Here is a 25044-nt window from a genome sequence, read left to right as displayed (position 1 = left end):
CTTTTTAGCATTAAATGATTAATGTCAAACGTTAAGACTTAGGCAGCAATCTAATAAATAAAATTGTTAACTTGCCTTTTAAGCAGTGCAGCTGTTTACTTATAATATATCATAAATATGAAATTAACTCTTATCATTTTTACCGTCCTATCATTTTTCAGTATTTCAACTTTCGGGCAGAGCCAGAAGAACGTTGGATTGACACGTCGACAGGGGCAGAAGGTGCTAGATAATACGGTGGGCTTTGGCGATTTTATATTCGGAAGTCCTCCAAAGCTTTATAAGAAATTCAAGGCTAAGCCAGATTTAGATCATTCAAAACGTCGTTTCTCGAAAGTTCCGATAATGCACGAGGGAATAAAAATTGATTCCATTTATTTAGATTTTTCCAGCGATAAGCTCAGTTCAATCACTATGTATACCAATAAATCGAATATGCAAAAGTTGAAGGCTTATTGCGTTAAAAATTTTGGTCCCGTTAGCCATGATTACGATCCGAAAGCTTCTTTATGGTATGGAAGAAAAAAAAGACTTAGTTTTTATGAAATTGAGAATTCAGTTATAGAAATATTATTTTCAGACATTAGCATGATTAGTGAGGATGACTTAATGGATACCACCACCAGTCCATAATTATATAATAGACGATTAAGTTTATAACTTCGACTAAGAAATTTAAGCGAAGTTTTTTGTGAGTAAATTGAATATGGAATTTAATACAAGGTTAATAAGTTCAGGATCTGCGGCTTACATTAACCAGTTATCCCCTAAGCTATAGTAACCTCTTGGGCTAACAATTAAATGATCTATTACATCTAAATCTAAATACTTGCCTGCTTGAACTAGCTTAGCAGTCAACCGCAGATCTTGCTCACTTGGTTTTAAATTCCCGCTTGGATGATTGTGAACCAATATAATACTAGATGCATTAGCTTTCAATGCCGTTGTAAATACAAGCTTAGGATCAACAAAAGTTCCTGCTGTTCCACCCTGAGATATTGTTGATATACCAAGTACTCTGGTTGCTCTGTTTAACAAAACAATCTTAAACTCTTCACAAAGTTCTATCCTGTCAAGATTCCAATTACTGATAATAACCTTATAGGAATCCTTTGAACAGGTTAGCTTAGGGCGTTCCGTTAAGTTAGCTTTAACTTTGTAGATAAGCTCAACTTCTGAAACTGCAAATAATGTTTGTTTTTGTACCATATGATTTAAATTAATTATGGTACTGCGACAAGCTTTAAAAGAATTCTAAGCCAAGAAGCAACGGAATAAATAGATTGTGGTTTGGGTGGTGGGTTTATGCCGGAATTTCTTGAAGCGTGATGAATGTAAGGTTATTTTCGTAAAATAATTATTAAATCCCTGCTAACATTTATACTAACTCGTTAGGTAAATAAGGTTTTTGTAGCATTGCGAAAATACCTTTCATTCAGCGTATCAGCCAATTCTAATATCTCATAAGAATATACTACGTCAGGGTTATAATTCTCAATAAGTTTCTGTTGATATGATCTGTCTTTGTACTCAGTACTATATTCCTCTAAGTCGTTATCAAATTCTTTTTGCAATACCGACAATTGCTCCAGTAACTTTTGTATACCCAATCTAACACTTTCTTTATCACCAATAAACTTAGTTGTCCGAACTTGCATAATCCCTAAGGTATGAGGCTTGCTAATAAATAAATGACTTAGATATTCTAGAATTCTGAACAGGAAAGGGCGATTAAAACTTTCATAGATAATTATTGCTAGAGCTAGTTGCCTCAATCTACCGTTGTTCGACAGCTGCGATATTAGCGGACCAAATTTGCGGTTTATTTCGCTGAATTGCACTTCAATAAACTTAGCTTTTCTCTTCTCAATGCCAGTTGTTGGTATTTGTATGTTGTTGATGATGCTGTAAAGGAATATTATGATTATGATCCATAACTCATTTGCAATGTTGTTAAAATCTGGCAACAAATTCGATTTTGTAAGGATAATCTTCCTGTATACGACGTATGCTAAACCGACAATTGAAGCTGAGTACAATAGTTGCTTAGTCCAATTTATCAATATCATCCTATTTATAGCTATGTTAAAAATTGCTCGAAATAACACGTAATACAGTGTCACAAAATAAATATTTCGCACAAATTGATCTTTGTGAATTGCGTAAAATATAGAACTCAACAATATTGTAAATACGGTCGGAGTAAGAACTCTTATCAGAAAGTTAAAAGCTGGAGCTTCCTCTGTTCTTAGAAATGTGGTTAATTGATAATATCCTAAATTCGATGGTGTATGTTGACCAATGAAGTTCACTAAAAAAAACAATACTATTGAAGCAATTCCGTGGACAAGGTATATCATTACTAATAATTTTGATCTATGCTCTTAAGTCTAGTATTCCTGAAGGCTTATTGTGTTCACAATAAATAGCAATGCCAAATTTGATAATGAGTGCTGAAACAGTCACGATGATACCTCGAATAGCGATATTAAGGCTATGAAATGCATCGGCAACCAAAACTGTAATCATGCTAGTAACAGTTGTTAATCCGCCTTGGTACCATTCTTTATAGATTTCACTATCCTTATCACAGATTGAATTATAAACCACCCTCTTCATAGAGCTAAACAATGTTTTGCCAACCTTCTTGTTTTCTAAATTTTCAGCCCCAGACTGAATTGCAATTCTCTCTGCACTAGGTAATTGCTTTTTAGAAAATTCATCAACCCTGAGTAAAACGTTTTTAGCAGATGAAGGAACATCACTACCGATTCTGTCAAACAAATCTTGAGTATCGTAATTCGATCTTAATAATGATACAGCTGCTTCTTGAATTTCTGAGTAATTGTGTTTTGCAATAGTTGGTACATCTTCGCTTAGAGCATACAGTAATCCTTCTTCATCAAAACGCTCAATCATGTTTTTTCTAAATGCCTTTCGCTTTTCAATGGATTTGATAACATCATCATTAATTAAAACCTCTCGTATTATTGGCTCTGCTTTCCCCAACTCTTTTAACCTAAGATAACAAATTGCCAGCAATACTGATGCTTCAAGATAAGTTCTGGTATTTTTATTAACCGCAACTCTAATACTACTCAATCCGTTAGTAGCGTTAGCCAGTAACCCAGTATCCATACTTAATTCATACAAACGTATCTTGGCTTGCATAAGCTTGGCAGTATTGCCAGTAGATTGATAAATCGGTTGCAAATCTACTATAACTCTTTTTGCAGATTCAATATCTCGTTTTCTTACCGCTGTTTTCAGTTGTGTTTCTAGCCGATCAGCTCGTTCTCTTTGAATGGGATTTAGTTTTTCAATCATGAGGTTAATTTTGTAGCAAAGTACATAAAATCACCTTTAATAACAATCGAATTTCAAGGAATACATCAGTAATCAGCTCAATCATTCACAACTGACATTACCCTCTGGTCTGCTTCGAGCATGTTAATTTGTTTAATTAGTCCAATATAGCAGTATGCGATTGATAACATACGGAAAAAGTTGCATACTGGGTATTTCGCCAAAAGTGTCCACTCGTTCCGCATTTAAAGTGACACCTTATTCCGCAGTAAACTGACCCCCTTATTTCGCTGCAAAGTGGCCGTTTTTAGGTCTGTAACCGCTTTTTCTAGTTAAACCGTCTGTATTTATTTTTCTCCGAGGAGGCGATTTTAAGGTCTTTAAAAAGCACTTATCCCCCCTAAACTGGGCCTTTGGTCGATCTATGATTTTGGAGCTTTTAAATCGCCTTATTTGACGTTAAGGCTCGAATTTGGTGATGAAGGCAGTCTGGAGCGCCAATTCCTGGGAAAATGTAATCTGAAGTTGGATTGGATGAGATTTTTTGGTGAGAGATGATAATTCCGAAGTGTTGATTAATTTGGTTCAGAGAGAAGGGAACTTTTTAATTTACTTGGTTTTCTAATTTGCGGCCACTTTGCAGCGAAATGGTGGGGTCACTTTTGGTGAAATGTGCACTTAAAGGGAATATTTCACTTTGAGATTTCATCTGTCTCTTTTTAATAAATAGTAAAGTTATAAATGGATTTTTAGAATTTTATCGTTTTTCATAGTACAACGTTCATCTAAGCACTAAAAAGCCATTTGTTTGAAGAAATTCACAATAATATTGCGCCAACAGATGCGCCAAACTATATAAATAAGCTATAAAAATTGTATCTCAATTCTTAAATTGCTATATTTATAATAAGCAGATGTATATCAACTTTGTAGCTTAAATGATTAATTATCAGTTGGTTTAAATAAAAAATCCCCTAACTATTTAAGTCAGGGGATTTAATCCAGGTAGCGGGGAGCAGGATCGAACTGCCGACCTCAGGGTTATGAATCCTGCGCTCTAACCATCTGAGCTACCCCGCCGGAAATCTTATTTTTTAAGAGTTGCAAATATAGAATAAATTACTTTTCTTTAGAAACAAATAGTAAAAAATTAGTCTAATAATTCAGGTATAAGAATTAATCAATGTCGGATAAGAAGAAGTTTACTCTGGAGTATGAGCTAAGATCATCTCCTCGTATTTTATTTAGTTTTATAAGTGAACCAAATGGTTTATCTCAATGGTTCGCTGATGACGTTGTTTTTAGAGATCAAGTCTATACATTTACCTGGGATGATGAAATTCAAAAGGCAAAACTGTTAAGTATAAAGGAAAATAAGCTTGTAAAATTTAAATGGGTAGATGATGAACCACATTGCTATTTTGAAATGGAAATTGTACAAGACGAATTGACAAATGATGTAGCGCTCTCTATTACTGACTTTGCAACAGATGAAACACTTGCAGAACGAACACTGATATGGGATAATCAAATCACCTATCTGCACAGTGTAATTGGTGCATAATCTTTTCATGTCTTTTTCTAACTTTGTAGCTTGAAAAAGATCCATTTACTTCTTTTAAAAGCATTCATCAGGCCGTTTATCGTTACGTTCTTTATCGTGATGTTTATACTGCTCATGTTATTTTTATTCAAGTACGTAGACGACCTCATTGGTAAAGGTTTTGAATGGTACACCATTTTAGAATTGATGTACTATGCCTCTGCCTCTAATGTTTCCATGGCTTTGCCACTTTCGGTGCTTTTGTCTTCGATCATGACATTCGGAACGTTAGGTGAAAATTATGAACTAGTAGCGATTAAGTCTGCCGGCGTATCTTTACAGAAAGCCATGATGCCTTTGTTTGTCCTGATCATCGGCCTTGCTATCGGGTCTTTTCTTTTTTCAGACTATATGCTCCCAAAAGCAAATTTGAAATTTGGTTCGCTCTTGTGGGATATCAGAAATAAAAAATTGTCTTTTTTAATAAAGGAGGGGATCTTTAATAACAGTATACCAGGATATTCCATCCGGGTTGATAAAAAGAGTAAAGACGGAACGCTTCATAATGTGATGATCTATGATCATACCAATACCTCGGGTATTGCGAAGATCATTATCGCCAAGGAGGGAGAGATGTCTAGTAATGACCAATTCCTGTTGTTAAAATTAAAGGACGGTATCAGATATGAGGAATCTCAGGGCAGAAATACTTATAATAATCCAAGGCAGGAGCTCACTCGAATGAGATTTGGTGAAACCGACCAGAAATTTGATATTTCAAGTTTTAAGATGAGCCGTACTAATGAGCAGGATTTTAGAGGGAATACCCAAATGCTTAATTTAAAGGGGCTTGTAAAAAAGAGAGATTCTCTTTCTAATGAGCTCGACAGCATTGATAAATTTGCAGCCACCAGCATAGGAACCTATTACAAGCAGTATAACTTTGTGAAGGGTTACACAAAAATAAAGACCAAGCCTAAAAAGATTGGTAAAAATATTTTGGATTTAGTGCCATCCTCTAAACGACTTGCGGTAGTTCAAGCAGCAATGGACCTGGCCACGTCAATTAAGCAGACTACTTATGGCAGGATTACTGATCATGACGACCGAACAAAAAGCATCATCAAAGTGAAGATGGAATATCAACGGAAATTTACACTAGCTGCTTCTTGTTTACTTCTTTTCTTTATTGGTGCTCCTTTAGGGGCAATTATTCGAAAGGGAGGTTTAGGTTTGCCTGTTGTGATGGCGATTGTTTTCTTTTTACTATATCATATCATTGCAACTGTTTCGGAGAAATCTGCAACCACTGGTTCACTAAATGCATTTTTCGGCATGTGGCTATCCATATTTGTACTTTCACCCCTTGGAGCATTTTTGACCTACAAGGCAACAGTTGATTCTGCACTTTTCGATGTTAACTATTTTAAACAGATCGCTATGAATTTGTTTAAGAGAAAAGCTCAGCGCTAGACTCAAATTACATTACTTATTTGTGATAATTTTATTAAGCATTATTGATGCTTAAGATTGTAACTTTGCCATATATTAAACTAATCAACCGATTGGTGTTAATCTTTGAATAAAATAAAAATGGAAATCAAACTTAATACGATAGAAGAAGCCATTGCTGATTTAAAGGCAGGTAAAGTGATTATCGTAGTTGATGATGAAGACAGGGAAAATGAGGGTGACTTTGTAACCACTGCTGGTAATGCGACTCCTGAAGTAATAAATTTTATGGCCACATATGGAAGAGGGTTAATATGTGCCACTTTAACAGAGGAACGTTGTGATGAACTTGGACTGGAACTGATGGTGAATAAAAACACTGCCGTTCATGAAACTAATTTCACTGTTTCTGTTGACCTTATCGGTCATGGCTGTACCACTGGAATTTCTGCATCTGATAGATCGAAGACTATAAAGGCCTTAATTAACCCAAACACAAACCCAGAGGAATTAGGTAGACCTGGACATATTTTCCCATTGCGGTCTAAGGATGGAGGAGTGTTACGAAGATCCGGACATACCGAAGCTTCTATTGACTTAGCCAAGCTTGCCGGTGCTGAGCCTGGGGGTGTACTTGTGGAGATCATGAAGGATGATGGTGAAATGGCAAGGTTACCTGATTTGTTTAAAATTGCTGCTCAACATCAATTGAGTATAATTTCGATCGAAGATCTGATCGCATACAGGCTAAGTAAGGAAAGTTTAATTAGAGCGGAAGTTACCGTTAACCTTCCTACGGAATGGGGTGATTTTAAAATGACTGCGTATACTCAGCTTGATACCAATGCTACACATCTTGCAATTAGCAAGGGTGAATGGAATGAAGATGAACCCGTTCTAACCAGAGTTCACAGTTCTTGTGTAACAGGCGATATTTTCGGTTCGTGCAGATGCGATTGTGGTCCACAACTGCACAAAGCTATGGAGATGATTGATAAAGAAGGGAAAGGTGTGATTGTGTATATGAACCAGGAAGGCCGGGGGATCGGACTTGTCAATAAATTGAGATCCTATAATTTGCAAGACGCAGGATTAGACACAGTTGAGGCGAACATTAAGCTTGGATTTAAAGGTGACGAGCGTGATTATGGAGTTGGGGCCCAAATTTTACGTGCACAAGGAGTAAAGAAGATGAAGCTAATGTCTAACAATCCTACTAAAAGAGCAGGATTAATAGGTTATGGGCTGGAAATTGTAGAAAATATACCAATCGAAATAGAAAGTAACGTGCACAATGAGCAATATCTTAGAACTAAAAGAGATAAGATGGGGCACCAAATTATGAAAGGCTAGTTACTTTTTCTTTAAGTCTTTCTTTTCTGGTATTGTGGCTGAAGGGGTGGTTACAGGTAGTTTCGCAGGTACAGGTTTTTGCTCTTCATCTTTTTGTTTTTGACTCTTTTTATACTGACCAGAAATTTTCTGTAAAAATTCATGGAAAGAATCAAACTGCTGGGTGTATATCAAGCCAAGAGAAGTCACGTTATTATTCTGGCTTAGGCCAAGAAAGTTGTTCACCTGTGCAGGAGGTTTGTTTGCTATTTTACCTACCAGCGTACCATCCTTTTTAATAAGGGTTAGAATTTCAACTTCACCTCCTACATTATTTTTTGTGAAACCAATTGGTGAGAGGTCATTTGTGCTGCGTCGGTCTATGATACCTGCATTTAGGATTACCCTGTCGTTAAACAGCCTGAAAGAGGCATTAGCTTCACTGAGTGATCTTATATTGATATCAACAAAATTTAGATTTAAGGATGACAACACATTGTTGAACTGATTAAATAATAATTCTGTAGCAGTACTTGCTACCCCAGAAGTTAGTTGTTTTCCTAAATCTTCTTTACCTGTTCCTGGTGCGAAACTTCTTCTAACAATTAAACTTAATGCTTGTAAATTTCTGTTGTTTTCATCGTTGAAGTAGGATTGAAGTTCTTCTTTGATTGAAGGATTTGAAGGAAAAAATATATCCAGAGTTATTTTCGGTTTTAACAGCAGTTCAGTAAGACCCATTTCTACTTCAGTTAGAACACGTTCACTTGAGTTTCTAGCCTCACGGTTCGCTGCTGTATAAAGATCGCTTAAACTCGCCCTAAGCGAGTATATCGCCTTCAAATTTATTTGTGCGGTAGTCGGATTGCCGGTCCACCGGATTGTTCCACCTTGCCTGATCTGAAATTTCTTGTTAATAATTTCTTGTGCAGTAAAATCAAAGCTACCGCTCTCGATAATGTAGTCCCCAGACATCTCAAAATCACCTAAACTATTGATGTTTAAATCAAGATTTTTTGAGTATCCACGACCTGAAAGGTTGCCTAGACTTGTAAATATGTTTGCGGTGCTGTTTGCGTCAACGTCTAATTTAAGACTCATGGTAAGTCCATCAAAATTAGTTTCTCTTTTAACAACCCTGGATGTATCCCTGCTTACGAAAGTAATAAAATCTTTATTTGAAACAGTCTCTGAGCTATTTAGGAGTAGATTGAATACTGTTCCCCGTTCTGTTTTGGCATTTATATCTATAAATATTTTATTCGTTGGCCCTTTGAACTTAAATATACCTGTGCCATATGCACGCCCAAAATAAAGCGGATTGTCTTTCGCTGTGGTATTAAGGGCCATGAAGTTTTTTGCATTTACGGTTACGTCTATAGTTGGGTTATTGAGATCATTTAAGTCAACTGATCCGTTTGCAACGGCTTGGTTTTGCTCTACATCATTTAATTTGAAGTCGTCTATCTTAATTACGCTATTATCTACACTTACCTTATCTGAGATGGTATAAGCTGTCTTCAGATAATTGATCGTAATTGTTCCCTGGTCAAAGGAAATTTCGCCATTGATGGCAGGTTTACTAAAAGGACCCTTAACTGTGAGGTCTGCAGAGATGTGCCCCTTCAAACCTGAAACTAGCTTTTTTACGAAGGGCTCCAGTACAGCCAGTTCACTTTGATCGAGTTTGATACCCATATCAATGTCTTTCTTTTCCAAGTCAAAGGTACCGTTAGCTTTTAGCGTTTCTTTATTGTTGGAAACTATATTCGTGAAAATATTTACTGCATTTTTGGATCTGTCGTATGATGATGTGTCTGTTAATGTACCTATATAAGTATTGTTGAATCTTAAAGAGTCGATTTTCAAGTTATCAGAAATTCTGGGTGCTTTTAATACGTTGTAAAGTTTAGTTTCCCCATTGGCTTTCCCAGACAATCTGACACCTAAAGTCTTAACAAATGGATTTACTGTTTTTAGATCAAAATCTTTAAACCCAATAAGTAACAGATCTGCCGGAGAATCTGAGAGCGTGCCATCAACTGTTAAAAGTTGAGTTCCATTGCTCAGGTCAAAGTTTGAAATTTCCGTCTTACCATTATGGAAACTTATACGTACTTTTTCCTGTATTTTCCAGTCTTCACTATTAATTTTAAGAATCGAAGGCAGCACACTGATTTTTGCCGTTGTGTCACTTGAAAACTCGACGAGCCCGTTTAAATCTAGTTGGTTGACATCATCAGAGTTGGATAACTTAACGTTTAATGCCAGACTATCATTCCTTAATATATTGGAAATGTTTACATTCTTGATATACAGACTATCATTAAGATCTACTCTATCAGAAGTAACAGTTGCTTGCAATTGATTAGTGGATGTGTTCTCATCCAAAATAATGTTGTTAACGATTACTCCCTTGTATTTTAGCTTTTTCACAAACCCATTCAATGTTGCAATATTATTCGGCGAATCAAATTTCCCAATTAATATTGCCTGATCTTCAATTTCCAGTCCTGGAGCTACTAATTCTGCTATAGGCTCGAACTTTTTGATTTTTAAATCAAGATCAAAAATCTGATCGCCATATTTTAAGTTGTTGGCCTTTAATGATGGGATGTATCTTTTTGCCAGCGCTGTGTAATAGGGCACTATAGTGTTTAGGTCGTACTGGCCTTTTAAACTGGCATCCAATATATCAGAGTTAATCGTTAGTGTTCTATCTCGTCCTAAACCGCTTGCTTGCAATCTTACTGAATCAATATTATATATTCCTTTTACATTATCCAGCCTGATTTCCTGAATCATTAACCGGCCCTGTATGTTATTTAAGCTATTGCCTGAAAAATTAGTATTGAACTTAGCATCTATTTTTAGCGAATCTTTATACAGTTTGAGCGCTTTTAGTTTAGCATTTTTAATAGTTGCATTGAAATTAAAGACAGGTAGGGTAGGGTTAAGGTTTACACCACCATCGAATGCCAATTGCACATTTTTGTCATTGATTTTTACTGAGCCGTCAAAATATTTTTTAACAAATGTGCCGTCAATTTTTACATTTCTGTACCTGTAATTGTTAAAATCAATATAATCAATATCACCATTCAGTTTTTCTGACAGGCTTTTAACTTCTGTGCCTCTACCTTTAACATATAGTTTTGCTGAAATTCGGCCAAGCATTTTCTCATTTATCAGCGTTCCAAGATTGAAATCATAAGCCTTAACATTTCCAACATAAGAGGGTACCCCCTGCTTATCGATCTTCATGTTTACATCTGAGATAACACGGCCAAGTTTAGTTTTAAACTCGCCGTAGGCAATAAAATCATTTTGAAAGCCTGTAAAAGAACCATTAAAATTAATGTTACCGAACTTATTGATAATGGTTGGAACTAACTTTGACCTCTTTCCTGTTATGCCAGTTAAGATTTCATCAAGGTCGGTCTTGTTAGTGCCGGCCATTTCGATCTTCAAATCCATGAAGGTATCCTTAATGTTTGGTAAACCCTTTAAAATGAAATCGCCTTTGATGTACGTCGCCTTACCCGCTTTAACAGATAGCTTCTTCGCCTTCAGGTTATTTACCAAACCGGAAATCTGTCCATCTAGTTCTAAATTCAGGTTTATATTGTCTAGTTCTGAAGTGAAATATCTCACATCGCCCGAAGAAAGAAAGCTGTTTTTGAAATTCGCCTTCATCCTTACCTTATTGACGTAATCTCTAAAATCGCTATATTTTGTAAAACTCATTTTAAAATAATCTGATAATCTGCTTTTATTGGTTACCAGCATTAATTTTTTAAGCTCTATTTGGTTGGAATCTATTGTTGCAAATGAAGTAAGATTCTTTAAATAGAAACCACTTTTTTCTTTAAAGTTGAGGTTTTTGATATTGGCCTGCAAAATATGTTCAGATGTATTCAGTTGTTCAAATATTCCATTTAGCGCATTTAGTTCTATGTCGTCAAAATTTACTCCATTAATCAGGGTGTCTACCCGCAGGTTTTTATATTTGAATGAAATGTTGTTAAGTATGACTCTATCAAACGAAACCTCATATGGCTTCTTCTTACTTTTAACTTTTGGTGATCCTGAGCTAAAATAATTGATGATAAAATCAAGATTTGTAGACCTGTCTTTATAGGATTTTAGGAAAAATCGTCCATTATTAATTTGAACGGTACTGATACCAATGACTCTTCGTTTCAGGGAAAAATCGTTTATGTCAACCAGAAATTCGGATGTGTTTAAAATTGTATCTTTTTGTAAATCTAGGACGACCAGGTTTTCCAGTACGACGGACTTGAACGGTTTGATGTAAAGGCCGCTTAAAGATATTGTTGTATTTAATTCTTTTGAAAGATAAGCGGCAGCTTTTTTTGCTACATAAGTTTGAACCGGCTTAAATTGAATGGAAAATAAAATAATCGCAATCAATAATATAATTGATGCAACGATCCAAAGAAGTATTTTTAATAGTTTTTTAATAGTTTTGTAGCTTAATAAAATAAAACGTGTCGATAATACTTGCTATTGAATCTTCTTGTGATGAAACCTCGGTTGCTATAAGTAACAACGGCAAAATTACTGCCAATGTTATTGCAAACCAAACTATTCATCAAAATTATGGAGGCGTCATTCCTGAGCTCGCCTCTAGGGTTCATCAGCAAAATATTGTTCCGGTAATTCAGCAGGCTTTAATCGATGCTAAAGTTAACAAAAATGATCTGAATGCTGTTGCCTTTACACAGGGCCCCGGCTTGCTAGGTTCATTGCTGGTTGGGGTTTCCTTTGCAAAATCTTTTGCGATGGCATTGAACTTGCCCTTAATATCAGTTAATCATATGCATGCCCATATTCTGGCGCATTTTATTGATGACCCGAAACCCGAATTTCCTTTTCTTTGTCTTACCGTATCCGGAGGACATACACAAATTGTTTTGGTGAAAAGCTACTCGGATATGGAGATTATTGGAGAAACGCTGGATGATGCTGCTGGTGAAGCGTTTGACAAGACCGCTAAAATTTTGAATCTTCCTTATCCAGGCGGTCCTTTGATCGATAAGCATGCAAAAATGGGCAATCCAGTAGCCTTTAAGTTTGCTGAACCCCAAATAAAAGGTCTTGATTTTAGTTTTAGTGGTTTTAAGACTTCTATTTTATATTTCATCAGGGCGCAAGAAAAGCAGAATGAAAATTTTATAGTGGAGAATTTAAATGATATTTGCGCATCTGTACAATTTAGTATTGTTAGTATTCTTCTTAATAAAGTAAAAAAGGCTGCCAAAGAATATGGTATCGATCAAATTGCTATTGCGGGTGGGGTTTCTGCTAATTCGGGTTTAAGAGTTGCTTTAAATGAAATGGCGATAGAACAAAATTGGAAAGTTTACATACCAGCGTTTGAATATTGTACCGATAATGCTGCTATGATTGCTATTGCTGGTCATTATAAATATGTGGATAGAGATTTTGTGGGACAAGATGTTGCCCCTTTATCCAGAATGGAATTTTAATTAAATAGTTATGGGTGTGATGAGTTTTGTTTTCTTTGGATTGATGCTGCTTCCATTAGTAGTATTCTTGGTTTGGATAATTAAAAAGGATAAAAAGAGAAACTATTTGGGGCTACTTGTGCTGGTTGCAATGGCAGTAGTAGCGATATATGCGATCGTGAAATTCGATAGTACCTTTATGGAGAACAACTCACCGATGAATGGTAAGGCACAATCTCCAAGTTATAGATAATAAAAAAAGGGGCTTATTTTGGTAAGCCCCTTTTTTATTATCTATAAATATTATAACTTTTCTTCTAATTTTTCTCCAGTTACTTCGGCTCTAATTTTTGCTTCTATTTCTTCAGAAAGTTCTGGATTGTCGAGCAGTAATTGTTTTACTGCATCTCTACCTTGTCCAAGTTTAGTTTCTCCATATGAGAACCAAGATCCAGCTTTTTTAATAATATTGAAATCTACACCAAGGTCAATGATTTCTCCTGTTTTAGAAATCCCCTCGCCAAACATGATATCGAATTCAGCAATACGGAATGGCGGTGCAACTTTGTTTTTAACGATCTTTACCTTTACTCTATTTCCTGACACTTCATCCGAATCCTTAATCTGTGACGTTCTTCTGATATCAAGACGAACTGAAGCATAAAACTTTAACGCATTACCACCAGTAGTAGTCTCTGGATTCCCAAACATAACTCCAATTTTTTCCCTTAATTGGTTGATAAAAATACAGCAGCATCCGGTCTTAGCAATTGTTCCTGTTAGCTTTCTAAGTGCTTGTGACATCAGTCTTGCTTGAAGACCCATTTTTGAATCACCCATTTCTCCTTCAATCTCCGCCTTAGGAACCAACGCGGCAACCGAGTCAATCACAATTACATCAATTGCTCCAGACCTGATTAAGTTGTCTGCAATTTCTAAAGCCTGTTCACCATTATCTGGTTGAGAGATCAATAAATTATCTACATCTACTCCGAGTTTTTTAGCATAACCTTTATCAAATGCATGCTCTGCATCGATAATTGCTGCAATACCTCCTTTTTTCTGAGCTTCAGCTATAATGTGAGTTGCCAAAGTTGTTTTACCTGAAGACTCTGGTCCGTATATTTCAATTACTCTCCCCTTCGGCACTCCACCAATTCCTAACGCAATATCTAAGCTAATAGATCCTGTAGAAATGGATTCAATTGCTTCTACTGCATTATCGCCAAGTTTCATAACTGTTCCCTTACCATACGATTTCTCTAGTTTGTCAAGGGTGAGTTGTAATGCTTTTAATTTATCTGCGCTTGTGCTCATATTATTTATTAAATGAATTTGTTCTAGTTTACTGATCTACTAAATATATTAGCAAATATAAATATTATTTAAATCTAAATGCAAGGGATTCATAGATATTTTTTTTATAGATTCACATCCAAACTAAAAATATTAGTCAATTTGTTCGTTCGTTGAAAATATTTGCAAAAGCTTGTTATTTCACAGATACTGCATTTAGGTGATCTTGCTACGCAAACATACCTCCCATGTAGAATCAGCCAATGGTGAGCAACATGAATCGTTTCTTCTGGTAAGTATTTAACAAGTTCCTTCTCGACTGCGAGAGGCGTTTTACCGCTAGATAAACCAATACGGTTTGCTACTCTAAAAACATGGGTGTCAACCGCCATAGCAGGCGCATTATAAATCACAGATGCAATAACATTTGCAGTTTTTCTTCCTACTCCAGGCAGTCTTTGCAATTCGTTGATGTCTGAAGGAACCTCCCCGCCAAATTCCTCAACAAGCATTTTTGCCATCCCAACAAGATGTTTTGCTTTGTTATTTGGGTAACTTACGCTTCTTATGTAATCAAATACCAGATCGGGTGTAACTTCCGAAAGCGATTTAGGGTTGGGGAAACGATTAAATAACGCGGGTGTAACTAAGTTGATCCTTTTGTCTGTGCACTGTGCGGAAAGGATTACTGCTGTTAAAAGCTGAAAAGGGTTGTTGTAGTGCAATTCTGTTTCAGCATTTGGCTGTTTAACGGAAAAATGAGACACAAAAAGTTTGTAACGTTCTTTTTTGAGCATTGACAAACTTATATAAAATTAGACTTAGAATCAAAGACAGGTTCTTCAAAAAGTTGGCTAACGGCTGTCGTCCAACCCACCTTTCGAAGAACCGGATTTTTTGATTTCAATTACTTTTTACTGGCGTACGCAAGAATCTTCCTGATGGATTCATCTGAAGGATTTCTGTTTAGAGCATCAAGCTGAGGCCTAATGTTTTCGTAAAACGCCAAATCAGAAGAATCTATATTTTCAATAGCAGATTCCATGATTGATTTTTCGTAATTTAATTGATTAATTGAAGTAGAGGTTTCCATCATAAGCGATTAACGAGTTTAAATTTTCTTATACAACGTAATCAATTATAATTTATTTTACGTAAAAAAATAATTTTCGGTTAAAATTCTCAGTGTTAGGAAATTTCTTTCACTTTCATCATCTTTCTAAGGTTACTTAAGGCATACCTCATTCTACCTAGCGCTGTATTAATGCTTACGCCTGTTAGGTCAGCGATCTCTTTAAAGCTAAGATCTGCATAATGGCGCATGATCAAAACCTCTTTTTGGTCGTCTGGTAATAACCTGATCATTGTTCTAAGATCGAGATGCGTTTGTTCTCTCAGAATCTTATCCTCTGCACTTTCTTCCTGAAACTGTAAAAGGTTAAAGACATCTGTGCCATCTGCACTGGTAATTATCGGAGCTCTTTTTTCACGTCTGAAGTAATCTATTACCAAATTATGGGCAATTCTCATTACCCATGGTAAAAATTTACCTTCTTCATTGTATTTGCCAGATCTTAAAGTATTAATGACTTTAATAAAAGCGTCTTGAAAAATGTCTTCTGCTAAATATTGGTCCTTAACCAACAGATATATTGAAGTGTAGATCTTTGATTTGTGCCTGCGTAAAAGTTCTTCTAAAACAGATTCTTCTCCGCTTAGATATAATTTTATCAGATCCTGATCGTTATAATGTTGTAGTTTCATAGGAGTCCCCTTACTAAATTCCCTTGCTGTTTGCTAAAAAAATACTTAGTAGATGTTTGATTCGATATCGATTCTCCTATTAATGTTAGATGTGTGAATTGCTTAAACAGTTATTAATTCAAAAGAAGCATTTTTTTATCAGATTTCAATATAAAAAATGTTAAAAAATAAAATTCCTTTTCCGGTGGCATCATTTTAGCCTATTGTTTCAAAACTGCATGTCCAATATTTCAGGTATATTTGCAGCTTCCATCAAAACATCAATGAGCAAAGAAATAGATAAAGATCCGCATAAACATATTATCATAAAGGGTGCCAGAGTACACAATCTCAAAAACATAGATGTTGCCATTCCAAAAAATAAACTTGTTGTTATTACAGGAATGTCAGGATCAGGGAAGTCCTCTTTAGCATTTGATACGCTGTATGCGGAGGGTCAGAGGAGATATGTTGAAAGCCTTTCTTCTTACGCCAGGCAGTTTATGGGGCGGATGAATAAGCCTGATGTAGATTATATTAAAGGTATCGCTCCTGCTATAGCCATTGAACAGAAAGTTATTACTTCTAATCCAAGATCTACTGTAGGAACATCAACAGAGGTTTATGATTATTTGAAACTTCTTTTCTCTAGAATTGGCAAAACCTACTCGCCAATATCGGGTGATGTGGTCAAGAAAGATACCGTAAGTACAGTAGTAGATTTTATTATTAGTTTAGGGGATGATGCTACGGTAACTATTTTTTGTCCGTTATTTCCACATAATAACCGCTCCATTAAAGAAGAATTGGCTGTGTTGCTTCAAAAAGGATTTTTAAGAATTTCCTATCAGGATACTATTCAAAAGATAGAAAACATTCTTGAAGACGAGTCATTTGTTGATTTTGAACTGCAAGATGAACATACTGTAAAAATACTTATCGATCGTATCGTTGTTAACAATGAAGAGGAAACACTTAGTCGTATAGCTGATTCCGTGCAAACTGCTTTTTTTGAAGGTAAAGGTGATTGTTATGTGGCTTACGGTATAGAACAGAGGCATTTTTGTGACCGATTTGAGCTTGATGAGATGCGTTTTGAAGAGCCAACTCCAAATTTTTTCAGTTTCAACAATCCTTACGGAGCCTGTAAAAGGTGTGAGGGCTATGGCAATGTAATAGGGATAGACGAAGATCTTGTGATTCCAGATAAAAGCAAAAGTGTGTTTGATAATGCCGTTGCTCCATGGAGAGGCGAAAAAATGCGAGAATGGCTGAACAAGCTAATTAAAACATCTGCTAAGTTCGACTTTCCAATTCATAGACCTTTTAACGAACTAACTGAAGCACAGCAAAAATTAGTTTGGACAGGTAATAGTCATTTTCAAGGCTTGGATGCTTTTTTCAAAGAACTTGAAGAACAGACTTATAAAATTCAGTACCGGGTTATGTTATCCCGATACCGGGGGAAAACTGTATGCCCGGATTGCAAGGGTTCCAGACTTCGAAAAGATGCGTCATATGTTAAGATCAATGGCAAATCAATCGTTGATATGGTTCTGATGCCATTGGAAACCATTCTCAATTTCTTTGATGGCCTTGAACTTTCTACTACTGAAACGAAAATCGCCAAGCGGTTACTAGCTGAAATATCTAATCGTATTCTCTATTTAAATAATGTTGGTTTAGGGTATTTGACTTTAAACCGACTTTCCAATACCTTATCTGGGGGAGAATCTCAACGCATCAATCTGGCTACCTCTCTTGGAAGCAGTCTGGTTGGCTCGGTTTACGTATTGGACGAGCCTAGTATTGGTTTGCATCCACGAGATACCAATAAGTTAATTGAAGTCCTTGTTTCCTTAAGAAATGTTGGTAATACGGTATTGGTGGTAGAGCATGAAGAGGAGATGATGAGGGCGGCTGATCATATTATTGATATAGGGCCAATGGCGGGAACCCATGGTGGCAATTTGGTCTTTAGTGGCACTTACGACCAGATCATTAAAGACAAAAATAGTTTAACCGGTAAATACCTTTCCGGAAAGGAACAGATTGCTGTGCCCGGAAAAAGACGTGCGTGGAAAGACCACGTAATGATCAAGGGTGCCAGGGAGAATAACCTAAAAAACATTGATGTTAAGTTTCCATTAGGTGTTTTTACGGTGGTAAGTGGTGTATCTGGTTCTGGGAAAACCAGTTTGATCAAAAAGATACTTTATCCAGCACTTCAAAAGGCAATTGGAAATTACTCAGGAGAGCAAACTGGTGCCTATGATGGAATTTTTGGTAACTACGAATTGGTTAGTCAGGTGGAAATGGTGGATCAGAATCCAATTGGACGCTCTTCCAGATCCAATCCGGTAACTTATGTTAAAGCCTGGGACGACATTAGAGCGCTATTTTCAGCTTTGCCTGCATCAAAGGCAGCCGGATTAAAGCCTGCAGCATTTTCATTCAATGTTGAAGGCGGCCGTTGTGACGTTTGCCAGGGTGAGGGAGAAGTGAAGATAGAAATGCAGTTTATGGCAGATATTTATCTGCCTTGTGAAACCTGTGGAGGAAGAAGGTTCAAACAGCAAGTGCTAGATGTGGTTTACCAGGATAAAAATGTTGCCGACATCCTTGACATGACTATTGATGAAGCTGTTGCTTTCTTCGGGAATGAAACAAAAATCTTAAATAAACTGCAGCCTCTGGTTGATGTAGGTTTGGGTTATGTTCATTTAGGACAATCTTCAAATACCTTATCTGGTGGTGAAGCACAACGAATAAAACTAGCTTCATTTTTAATTAAAGGTAATAATGCCAATAAAACACTTTTTATTTTTGATGAGCCTACTACGGGCCTTCACTTTCATGATATAAAAAAGTTATTAATTGCCCTAAATACTTTGATAGAACAGGGCAACACGATATTGGTCATTGAACACAATATGGATATGATTAAATCCGCAGACTGGGTGATAGATATTGGTCCTGAAGGAGGAGATAGAGGTGGTAATGTGGTTTTTGAAGGTACTCCTGAGGATTTGGTGAAGATCAAAGATTCCTATACAGCGAAGTATTTGAAGGCGCATTTGAAATAATTGTATCTTCGCAAATGCTTTTTTTGACACTCTTTCTCGGAATCATTTTAAATCTTGTTGGATATATTCCACCAGGAAATATCAATCTTACTGTGGTTCAGATCACGATTACCCGTGGTATTAGGCAAGCATTATATTTCATTGCAGCTTTTGCTTCGGTGGAGGTTTTATTCACATTCGGCGTTATGCGCTTCGTTCAATGGCTGTCCAGTGAAATCAAACTGGGAGACATTATTGATGTGATTATGATTTTGATGTTCGGTATACTGGGAGTGATAACTTGGCGCTCCAGGAAAGAAATGCCTAAAAATGATTATTCAAAGAAAGACAGCATCAGGTATGGCTTATTGCTTGGGGTGATCAATCCAATGCAAATTCCGTATTGGTTATTTGTTGGCACCTACCTTATTTCTCATGAGTACATCAATACTGGTTATCTTTCTTTATCGATTTTTAGTATTGGTTCTGGTTTGGGTGCTGCAGTAGCATTGTATGGCTTTGCGAGGTTTGCACAATATGTGCAGGAAAAATTTGCACTTACCAGTTACAAAGTAAACAAGGGTATTGCTTTGCTGTTCTTCGCCTTGTCTGCTTATCACATCTGCAAAATTGTTTACATACATTTACTTAAGTAGGCTATTTCTTTAGGAACTCCAGATTCCATATCTTTTCTGCCCGTCGTCCTATAAACCAAAAAGAAACAGCCAATACACTAAAAAATAATGCCTTGTTCCAGTTGTCCCAAAAGTATTCGAAATACCTTGTGTATAGATTTAGAAATAAGAAAGTGATGCCAAATTCACGTGCGATGTCGTCACGGTATTTCAACCCTATAAAAATGCTGAGGATAGATACGGCGGCAGAGATAATTCCCCAGTAGAATAGACTTAATTGCCTAACGCCATACCACTCTTCAAGCGTGCCGAAATTTCCAAAAACGGAAAGCATCCATAGTGAAACAAAGAGATATACCATCCCCGCGATGTAGTTTACCTGGAAAAAAATCTCCATCTTTTCAATTTTTCTAATTAGAAATGATGCAGCTGTAGTTACTAGTCCAAACAGAACAAATCTTAAAGGATAATTCATACCAATGAAATACCAGTTCCACCTGGATAGATATCCCGTCTCTGTTCCAAACCAGGCGCCAAGAGAAAGTAAAACAAAAGCCCAGATTAGTCTGGATTGGAAAACATAGGCTAGAATACCATAGATAAATACAGAGGCCAGTATTAGCAACGAGAAGTGCGAGCTGCCGTTATCTAATGCTTTGCCGAGGTAGGCGATTGCATTCGCAGTTAGCATAATCCCACTAAAAACTAGGGCCTCGTTACTAAACACCTGATGAGACTTGGATTTTTTTCGTTTAAAGGCAAAATAATAAATAAGTACAGCCGCGATTGCCGAAATTACACTGATCATCAAGTCTGACGCGTCAAAGATGAAACGCAAGTAATTCAATATTTTTTCGTCTACTAATAATGCACCGAGAGAAATTACACCACAGGCCATTGCAATCCAAAAAGAATATTGTGCCAATCGTCTCCAATCGAAAGTTTTTATCTCATAGCTTTCTTTAAGCCGTTTCACATCCTCCTTTGATAGCAATTGTTGATGTTGCCAATGGTTAAGCATTTCATCTAAAAATTCGCTCTTTTCCTGATCTATTTTCATTTCTCGGGATGCTTCGCGCTATTTTAACAACTGCGGGATCTTTTTATTGTTCCCCACAATCCAGACTACATCGCCGTTTTCAAATATAAGATCTGAATCCGGATTCAAAATCCTTGCGCCAGCACGCTCAATACCTACCACAAGTCCCTGAGTGGCTTCCCGTATTCCAGAAGTACGAATGCTTTGATTGTAAACCGGAGAGTTACTATTAATAATGATCTTTTGTAAAGCCATGTCCTCTTTAGGAAAGGTGGATTCTTTGTTCTCATCATTACCAGTTTCAAACAATTCCTTAACAGCAGCTAACTGATCGTCGGTTCCGATTACCAAAACTTTATCATTAGGATATAACCGCTCGTCTCTTCCGGGAGTGGGGATCATGATTTTTCCGCGCTCAATTAAAGCGATGTTCACACCAAATTTCTCTCTTACAGAAAGCTCAACTAAAGTTTTACCCACCAGTAGCGATTCAGGTGCTACTGTCATTTCAGACAGGTGGGTATCCCATGGCAAAATTTCAGGTTGTGCATTTTGAGCTTCTCTTGCATTTAAGTTCAGTAGGAACCTTCTTTCTAACTGATCGTAGAAGGCTTGCAGCTTTCTTGAGAAGACCACCATACCAATTATGATCAACAAAAGTGCAATTGATGCTGCAATCAGGGTATCAAAGAACTCATACATCAAAAAACCAACAAAGAAAACGCCCAGGGCAATCCTCATTACCTCAATGGTAATTAACGGGCCTCTTGTGTATCGTTTATTTAGCCACAGGTGGGAATAAGCTGTGCGTTGTATCCTCCTTATCGATAAAGCCCAAAGGAATGGGGCCATCAGTACAAAAGAAACCACTACGCTGATAATCGTTCCGTTTAGACCAGATGCAATATTTAGTTGTATAAAGGGTTGTAAGAAACGGTATGCCAAAAATATTATAGCAATGATAATTACGGAGTGTATAATAGTGTTAAAAGCGTAAGCCCGGAGCAGTATCTTCCAGTCGCTCAGCTTAGTAATCCCTTCTGTACCCGTACTATATCTTCCAATCGCGTCCTGCCATTTGGCAGGCAAAATTTTCACAAGAAACTTGTAGAATGGTTCTGATAGTTTTATGAGGTATGGTGTGGTAAAAGTTGTAATTGCAGCAGCCGCAACTGCGATGGGGTATAGGAAATCACTCGTAACCTTTAAAGTAACTCCAAGCGTTGCAATAATGAAGGAGAATTCTCCAATTTGTGCAAGACTCATACCGGCCTGTACAGAGGTTTTAAGGGGCTGTCCTGCCAACAACGCACCGAGGACAGTAAAAACTACCTTTCCCAAAATAATTACTAACGTTACCAATATAATGGGCGTAGCATATTTAACAAGCATCGCAGGATCAATCAGCATACCAACAGATACAAAGAACACAGCCGAGAACAAGTCTTTAACAGATTTTGTTAAATGCTCAATGCGTTCTGCCTGGGTTGTTTCTGCAAGAATAGATCCCATAATAAAGGCTCCCAGAGCTGGCGAGAAACCAACTTTAACAGCAAGTAAAACCATAACCAGGCAAAGGGCCAGTGAAACCACTAACATGGTTTCATCATTCATTAATTTCTTTGTGGCTTTTAAAAAAGTTGGTATCAAAAATATACCGCCTAAAAACCACAGGACAAGGAAGAAGCCTAACTTAAGAATAGAAAATAACATTTCTGAGCCGGCAGACTGCTGACTGACTGCCAGTGTAGAGAATAAAACCAACAACAGAATTGCTACTAAGTCTTCCACAATCAATACACCGAATACAAGGCCTGCAAATTTTTTATGCTTTATACCCAACTCCTCAAATGCTTTAATGGTGATCATCGTAGAGGAGATGGATAGTATTCCACCGAGGAAAAGTCCGTCCATATTTGACCAGCCCATTCCCTTTCCAATACCATAACCGGCTAATATTAAAAAGCCTACTTTAACTATCGCAGTAATGGAAGCAGAGCCGCCCACTTTAACCAGTTTCTTGAAACTAAATTCAAGCCCCAGGCTAAATAAAAGGAATATTACCCCTATTTCTCCCCAAATATTAATGCTCTTACTATCGCTAACGGAAGGTAAAAAATCAAGATGCGGACCAACCAAGACACCAGCCAAAATATAGCCAAGAACTAAGGGTTGTTTTATCTTTTTAAAGATCAGTGTAGTGATCCCAGCAGCGGCAAGTATGAGTCCTAAATCGGCAATTAAATCGGGTAAGTGCATAGGCAATAATAAGGGGTTTTCGTAAATATAATGAAAAAATATGCCTTTTCCGCATATTTAAGCCCCTTTTATGTTATGCTACCTGTTTTTAAAGAAGTCTATTGTGGCTTCCTTGTCTCTATGAAGTTGCTCTTTTAAGGCTTCCAGACCCGTAAATTTAACGTCGTGCCTTAAGAATTTCAGGAAATCCATGGTGATTGATTGTCCGTAAATTTCCTGGTTAAAGTCGAAAATATTAACCTCTATATTCCTGGTCATTCCATTAATAGTTGGGCGCTGACCAATATAAGCCATGCCTTTAAAAATTTCGTTATTGAGTTCTACGGTTACTGCATAAATCCCATCAGATGGAATCAATTTATAAGTCTCTTCTACAAATATATTGGCAGTAGGAAAACCAATTGTCCTTCCAATTTTATCTCCTTTAATTACCCTGCCGGATATAGAAAAGTGGTAACCAAGAAATTCTGCCGCTAATGAAACCTCTCCGTTCAATAATGCATTCCTGATCTTTGTTGAGCTAACCGCTACCTCATTGATATCTTGCTCTGCTATTTCCTCAATCTTGAAGTCATATAAATTGGCAAATTCCTGCAGGTCTTTCATTCCGCCAAGCCTGTCCTTCCCAAAACGATGGTCATAACCCACTATAATGCTTTTAACCCCAATTGTGTCGACTAAGATGTTTTTAATGTAATCAGCAGGGCACAGGTTAGAGAAGTCGCGGGTAAATGGGGTTATAATCAAATGATCTACACCCAATCCTGCCAATATTTTAGCCTTTTCATCAATGGTGTTGATCATCTTCAGGTTCTGATTTTCTGGATCGATGATCAGTCTGGGATGAGGAAAAAAAGTAAGGATTACGGATTCACCACCGGTAGCTTTAGCAAGTTCGCAAAGTCGGTTAATAATTTTCTGATGTCCGTAATGCACCCCATCAAAGGTGCCTATAGTTACTACAGCATTGTCTAGCTTTTTAAATTCAGAGAAATGATTATATATCTTCAAGGGAATTCTATTAATGTAAAGATTGGCGCTTTACTACACCGCCTTTAATATCGGCAATTTGTTGCTGCACCACAAAAGCATCAGGATCAATCTGCCTGATCTCGTTTTGCAATTTGCTCATCTCCAACTTGGTTACAACGGTATATAAGATATCTATGTCTTTTTTGATCCCATAGCCACCTTCGCCTTTGTATATCGTAACGCCGCGTTTCATTTGATCTGTGATGATCTTCTTGATGTCGTCATTCTTATCGGAAATGATAGTTACACCCGTGTATTGTTCCAGTCCGTTTACTACAAAATCTACCATCTTAGAGGCAGATAAATATGTCAGTATCGAATACATTGCTGTTACAAGGTTCAAGAAATAGGCAACAAACCCAAATATTAAAATATTGAGTGCCAAAATAATATTACCTACCGTTAGGATGCTGTTCCTGCTAATGTACAATGCCAGTACTTCAGTCCCGTCAATAACGCATCCGCCACGCATAGCCAAACCAATCCCTGAACCTAAGAATAAGCCGCCAAATACAGCGATTAACAATTTGTCGCTAGTTACAGGTTCAAATGGTAAGACGTGTAATGATATAGCTAGAACCGAGATGGCGATAGCGGTTTTAAAAGCAAATCCTTTGCCTATTTGTTTAAATCCTAAGATAATGAATGGGATATTTATGGCGAGAATAAGGTAGGAAAGTTCTAAACCTGTTAACCGGCTTATCAATAATGAAATTCCGGTAACTCCACCATCCACAAAATTATTGGGCATTAAAAAGCTTTTCAGTCCAAAACAGGCACACACAATTCCCAGGCATACCAAAAGAAGCTCCTTAAGATGTCTGACGTTTTTTTTTGCTTGAGCTGCCAT

20 protein-coding genes and 1 tRNA gene are annotated in these 25044 nt (G+C 36.9%); 8 read left to right on the top strand and 13 right to left on the bottom strand.

The window, feature by feature from the left end; genetic code table 11:
* Positions 1 to 117: 117 nt before the first annotated feature.
* Complete coding sequence (locus tag ACXZ1K_RS19395) at positions 118 to 633, top strand: hypothetical protein (RefSeq protein WP_458971339.1); 516 nt, start codon at positions 118 to 120, stop codon at positions 631 to 633.
* A gap of 114 nt (positions 634 to 747) precedes the next feature.
* Here ACXZ1K_RS19395 and ACXZ1K_RS19390 read toward each other — a convergent pair whose 3' ends face one another.
* The 4 genes from ACXZ1K_RS19390 to ACXZ1K_RS19375 form a co-directional block, all read right to left on the bottom strand.
* Entirely contained in the window at positions 748 to 1209 is a 462-nt protein-coding gene (locus tag ACXZ1K_RS19390) for a JAB domain-containing protein (RefSeq protein WP_458971338.1), read from the bottom strand.
* Positions 1210 to 1391: 182 nt separating this feature from the next.
* Positions 1392 to 2069 carry a hypothetical protein gene (locus tag ACXZ1K_RS19385; RefSeq protein WP_458971337.1) on the bottom strand — a complete coding sequence of 226 codons (678 nt, stop codon included), beginning with the start codon at positions 2067 to 2069 and terminating at the stop codon, positions 1392 to 1394.
* Between the two features lie 307 nt (positions 2070 to 2376).
* Positions 2377 to 3327: a hypothetical protein gene (locus ACXZ1K_RS19380; protein WP_458971336.1), complete on the bottom strand. Its 951-nt coding sequence runs from the start codon at positions 3325 to 3327 to the stop codon at positions 2377 to 2379.
* Positions 3328 to 4312: 985 nt separating this feature from the next.
* Positions 4313 to 4386: transfer RNA gene (locus ACXZ1K_RS19375), tRNA-Met, on the bottom strand.
* Between the two features lie 103 nt (positions 4387 to 4489).
* On the opposite strand from ACXZ1K_RS19375, the gene ACXZ1K_RS19370 reads away from it, so the two are divergent.
* From ACXZ1K_RS19370 to ACXZ1K_RS19360, 3 genes are all read left to right on the top strand, one after another.
* Complete coding sequence (locus tag ACXZ1K_RS19370; RefSeq protein WP_458971335.1) at positions 4490 to 4870, top strand: START-like domain-containing protein; 381 nt, start codon at positions 4490 to 4492, stop codon at positions 4868 to 4870.
* A gap of 30 nt (positions 4871 to 4900) precedes the next feature.
* Complete coding sequence (locus ACXZ1K_RS19365) at positions 4901 to 6322, top strand: LptF/LptG family permease (protein ID WP_458971334.1); 1422 nt, start codon at positions 4901 to 4903, stop codon at positions 6320 to 6322.
* A gap of 120 nt (positions 6323 to 6442) precedes the next feature.
* Positions 6443 to 7654, top strand: coding sequence for a bifunctional 3,4-dihydroxy-2-butanone-4-phosphate synthase/GTP cyclohydrolase II (locus ACXZ1K_RS19360; RefSeq protein ID WP_458971333.1), 1212 nt, complete (start codon positions 6443 to 6445; stop codon positions 7652 to 7654).
* Here ACXZ1K_RS19360 and ACXZ1K_RS19355 read toward each other — a convergent pair whose 3' ends face one another.
* Complete coding sequence (locus ACXZ1K_RS19355) at positions 7655 to 12067, bottom strand: translocation/assembly module TamB domain-containing protein (protein WP_458971332.1); 4413 nt, start codon at positions 12065 to 12067, stop codon at positions 7655 to 7657.
* Between the two features lie 77 nt (positions 12068 to 12144).
* Here ACXZ1K_RS19355 and tsaD point away from each other — a divergent pair, with 77 nt between their 5' ends.
* Together tsaD and ACXZ1K_RS19345 are read left to right on the top strand one after the other, a co-directional pair.
* Positions 12145 to 13146 carry a tRNA (adenosine(37)-N6)-threonylcarbamoyltransferase complex transferase subunit TsaD gene (tsaD, locus tag ACXZ1K_RS19350; RefSeq protein WP_458971331.1) on the top strand — a complete coding sequence of 334 codons (1002 nt, stop codon included), beginning with the start codon at positions 12145 to 12147 and terminating at the stop codon, positions 13144 to 13146.
* A gap of 19 nt (positions 13147 to 13165) precedes the next feature.
* Positions 13166 to 13378: a hypothetical protein gene (locus ACXZ1K_RS19345; RefSeq protein ID WP_458971330.1), complete on the top strand. Its 213-nt coding sequence runs from the start codon at positions 13166 to 13168 to the stop codon at positions 13376 to 13378.
* A 50-nt stretch (positions 13379 to 13428) separates the two neighbouring features.
* Here ACXZ1K_RS19345 and recA read toward each other — a convergent pair whose 3' ends face one another.
* The 4 genes from recA to ACXZ1K_RS19325 form a co-directional block, all read right to left on the bottom strand.
* On the bottom strand, positions 13429 to 14442 hold the full coding sequence (gene recA / locus ACXZ1K_RS19340; RefSeq protein WP_458971329.1) for a recombinase RecA: 1014 nt from the start codon (positions 14440 to 14442) through the stop codon (positions 13429 to 13431).
* Positions 14443 to 14546: 104 nt separating this feature from the next.
* Positions 14547 to 15218 (bottom strand): endonuclease III, encoded by a 672-nt coding sequence (gene nth / locus ACXZ1K_RS19335; RefSeq protein WP_458971328.1) that lies wholly within the window; start codon positions 15216 to 15218, stop codon positions 14547 to 14549.
* A 110-nt stretch (positions 15219 to 15328) separates the two neighbouring features.
* Positions 15329 to 15517 (bottom strand): hypothetical protein, encoded by a 189-nt coding sequence (locus tag ACXZ1K_RS19330; protein ID WP_458971327.1) that lies wholly within the window; start codon positions 15515 to 15517, stop codon positions 15329 to 15331.
* A gap of 92 nt (positions 15518 to 15609) precedes the next feature.
* Positions 15610 to 16185 carry an RNA polymerase sigma factor gene (locus ACXZ1K_RS19325; protein ID WP_458971326.1) on the bottom strand — a complete coding sequence of 192 codons (576 nt, stop codon included), beginning with the start codon at positions 16183 to 16185 and terminating at the stop codon, positions 15610 to 15612.
* A 263-nt stretch (positions 16186 to 16448) separates the two neighbouring features.
* Here ACXZ1K_RS19325 and uvrA point away from each other — a divergent pair, with 263 nt between their 5' ends.
* Positions 16449 to 19250, top strand: a complete 2802-nt coding sequence (gene uvrA, locus ACXZ1K_RS19320; protein ID WP_458971325.1) for an excinuclease ABC subunit UvrA — start codon at positions 16449 to 16451, stop codon at positions 19248 to 19250.
* Between the two features lie 14 nt (positions 19251 to 19264).
* On the top strand, positions 19265 to 19885 hold the full coding sequence (locus ACXZ1K_RS19315; protein ID WP_458971324.1) for a LysE family transporter: 621 nt from the start codon (positions 19265 to 19267) through the stop codon (positions 19883 to 19885).
* A 1-nt stretch (position 19886) separates the two neighbouring features.
* Here the strand turns inward: ACXZ1K_RS19315 and ACXZ1K_RS19310 are convergent, their stop codons facing one another.
* The 4 genes from ACXZ1K_RS19310 to ACXZ1K_RS19295 form a co-directional block, all read right to left on the bottom strand.
* Positions 19887 to 20924, bottom strand: coding sequence for a DUF2157 domain-containing protein (locus ACXZ1K_RS19310; RefSeq protein WP_458971323.1), 1038 nt, complete (start codon positions 20922 to 20924; stop codon positions 19887 to 19889).
* A gap of 18 nt (positions 20925 to 20942) precedes the next feature.
* Positions 20943 to 23162: a cation:proton antiporter domain-containing protein gene (locus ACXZ1K_RS19305; protein ID WP_458971322.1), complete on the bottom strand. Its 2220-nt coding sequence runs from the start codon at positions 23160 to 23162 to the stop codon at positions 20943 to 20945.
* Between the two features lie 78 nt (positions 23163 to 23240).
* Complete coding sequence (locus ACXZ1K_RS19300; protein WP_458971321.1) at positions 23241 to 24173, bottom strand: bifunctional riboflavin kinase/FAD synthetase; 933 nt, start codon at positions 24171 to 24173, stop codon at positions 23241 to 23243.
* Between the two features lie 10 nt (positions 24174 to 24183).
* Positions 24184 to 25044 (bottom strand): YitT family protein, encoded by an 861-nt coding sequence (locus ACXZ1K_RS19295; RefSeq protein WP_458971320.1) that lies wholly within the window; start codon positions 25042 to 25044, stop codon positions 24184 to 24186.

Source organism: Pedobacter jaeyakensis (assembly GCF_054461315.1).
The sequence above is the reverse complement of the archived record's forward strand: the minus strand, read 5'-3'. Positions and strand labels throughout refer to the sequence as shown.

What these genes read in the sequence shown, in the direction of transcription:
- ACXZ1K_RS19395 (WP_458971339.1), top strand. Translation starts at nt 118, where the DNA reads ATGAAATTAACTCTTATCATTTTTACCGTCCTATCATTTTTCAGTATT.
- ACXZ1K_RS19390 (WP_458971338.1), bottom strand. Translation starts at nt 1,209, where the DNA reads ATGGTACAAAAACAAACATTATTTGCAGTTTCAGAAGTTGAGCTTATC.
- ACXZ1K_RS19385 (WP_458971337.1), bottom strand. Translation starts at nt 2,069, where the DNA reads ATGATATTGATAAATTGGACTAAGCAACTATTGTACTCAGCTTCAATT.
- ACXZ1K_RS19380 (WP_458971336.1), bottom strand. Translation starts at nt 3,327, where the DNA reads ATGATTGAAAAACTAAATCCCATTCAAAGAGAACGAGCTGATCGGCTA.
- ACXZ1K_RS19370 (WP_458971335.1), top strand. Translation starts at nt 4,490, where the DNA reads ATGTCGGATAAGAAGAAGTTTACTCTGGAGTATGAGCTAAGATCATCT.
- ACXZ1K_RS19360 (WP_458971333.1), top strand. Translation starts at nt 6,443, where the DNA reads ATGGAAATCAAACTTAATACGATAGAAGAAGCCATTGCTGATTTAAAG.
- ACXZ1K_RS19345 (WP_458971330.1), top strand. Translation starts at nt 13,166, where the DNA reads ATGAGTTTTGTTTTCTTTGGATTGATGCTGCTTCCATTAGTAGTATTC.
- recA (WP_458971329.1), bottom strand. Translation starts at nt 14,442, where the DNA reads ATGAGCACAAGCGCAGATAAATTAAAAGCATTACAACTCACCCTTGAC.
- nth (WP_458971328.1), bottom strand. Translation starts at nt 15,218, where the DNA reads ATGCTCAAAAAAGAACGTTACAAACTTTTTGTGTCTCATTTTTCCGTT.
- ACXZ1K_RS19330 (WP_458971327.1), bottom strand. Translation starts at nt 15,517, where the DNA reads ATGATGGAAACCTCTACTTCAATTAATCAATTAAATTACGAAAAATCA.
- ACXZ1K_RS19325 (WP_458971326.1), bottom strand. Translation starts at nt 16,185, where the DNA reads ATGAAACTACAACATTATAACGATCAGGATCTGATAAAATTATATCTA.
- uvrA (WP_458971325.1), top strand. Translation starts at nt 16,449, where the DNA reads ATGAGCAAAGAAATAGATAAAGATCCGCATAAACATATTATCATAAAG.
- ACXZ1K_RS19315 (WP_458971324.1), top strand. Translation starts at nt 19,265, where the DNA reads ATGCTTTTTTTGACACTCTTTCTCGGAATCATTTTAAATCTTGTTGGA.
- ACXZ1K_RS19310 (WP_458971323.1), bottom strand. Translation starts at nt 20,924, where the DNA reads ATGAAAATAGATCAGGAAAAGAGCGAATTTTTAGATGAAATGCTTAAC.
- ACXZ1K_RS19305 (WP_458971322.1), bottom strand. Translation starts at nt 23,162, where the DNA reads ATGCACTTACCCGATTTAATTGCCGATTTAGGACTCATACTTGCCGCT.
- ACXZ1K_RS19295 (WP_458971320.1), bottom strand. Translation starts at nt 25,044, where the DNA reads ATGGCAGCTCAAGCAAAAAAAAACGTCAGACATCTTAAGGAGCTTCTT.